The sequence below is a fragment of the Methylobacterium sp. V23 genome (genome assembly GCF_002917135.1).
GTDB lineage: Bacteria > Pseudomonadota > Alphaproteobacteria > Rhizobiales > Beijerinckiaceae > Methylobacterium.
On sequence record NZ_PDHT01000118.1, the window covers coordinates 1 to 1,311 of the forward strand.

1 protein-coding gene is annotated in these 1,311 nt (G+C 63.5%); it reads right to left on the reverse strand.

The genetic code is table 11. The features are described 5' to 3' along the window. Nucleotides 1–921, reverse strand: a 921-nt coding sequence (locus CRT23_RS27525; protein WP_103712632.1) for an alpha/beta hydrolase, incomplete at its 3' end; no start/stop codon positions are given. Nucleotides 922–1,311 lie beyond the last annotated feature (390 nt).

Consider the following 1,311-nt stretch of genomic DNA (forward strand, 5'->3'; position numbering starts at 1 on the left):
GACACGCTTTGGCGCGAGATGATGGATCATGTGGCCCATGCCTGGCACGACGATGAATTCGCTCTGCGGCAAGGCGTGATGCAATCGCTCTGATTGACGTCCGACATCTGCTATTTGATCGTCGGCTCCTGCGATGATCACGATGGGCAGCTTGAGTTCGGGGTAGTGCTCCTGCAGTTCGACCGTCACAGGCGTCATCAGAGCCGCGTCCTCCGCTGAGGCTCGCAGCTGTAGGGGTCGCAGCATCATCTCCTTGGGGAACTCCCGATCAAATCGCTCCGGCACGGGAGCGGGCGCGAACATCCCCTTGATCATGCCTGGCATCAGTGCACGCCCAACGAGCGGCGATACGGTGTAGCGTAGAACGTCGCCGATGCCCGGGATCGCTGGTGGTGAAGCCAGGATCACGTCGGCGCGCAGCGTCGGGTAGTAGTAGCCCGAAGCCAGGACGAGGCTGCGCACAAGACCGGGGGCTTGCAGCGCCAAGGACACGGCGACAAGGCTGCCCCAGGAGTGTCCGAGGACCACAGCTTTCGAGACGCCGAGCCTCTGTAGCGCCTTTTCGTACAAAGTCGCATGCGCCCGCGGGGTCCAGAGCCCTCGGGGTCTGCTGCTGTAGCCATAGCCCGGCCGGTCGAAGATGATCACGCGGTAGCGCTTGGCGAGTTCGTCGACGATCCCGCTGACCAGGAAGTCCTGGATCATGGTGCCGTTGCCGTGAATCAGCACCAAGGGCTGACCGTGACCGCGAACGATGTAGTGCAGGCGGACACCATCCACGGTCATGAAGTCGCCGATGGGTGGTGTACGTCGTTCGGCTTCGCGGGCCTTTGAGACCGCATAGAGCGCGGATGCACCAAGAGCAGCAGCGGACCCGAGCAGAGCGGGAACTAGCCAAGGCGGAGTGGAACGGCGCGTCATGGTGTGATCCTGCGTGATGAGAGAGGCTCCCTGATTGAGGAGACGGCGTTTCCGAAAAGGGGGTGGGCGTCTTCAAGGATGTGAGGCAGCTTCCAGAAGCTTGGGAGACATCGCAGCGAGAGCCAGGAGCGGCCCCGGCATGACGACGCCTGCCCGCCGCATCGTCTGCGCAACTGCTCGGCAGCCCTGAATGTCGTTGGCGCCAGCTGCGTTCTCGATCTGCTGCACGTTCTCGGCAGAAGGCTTGGGCACCGCCGGAGCGGCTGGTGCTGCAGCAGACGCAACCTTCGCAGGTCCCGATGCGGTAGCCGTGGAGCCTGCTGGAGCAGCCTTGTTTTGCGCGTCCCCCTGTGGACCGGCAGCACCCGGTCCAGACGCTGTGATCTGCCC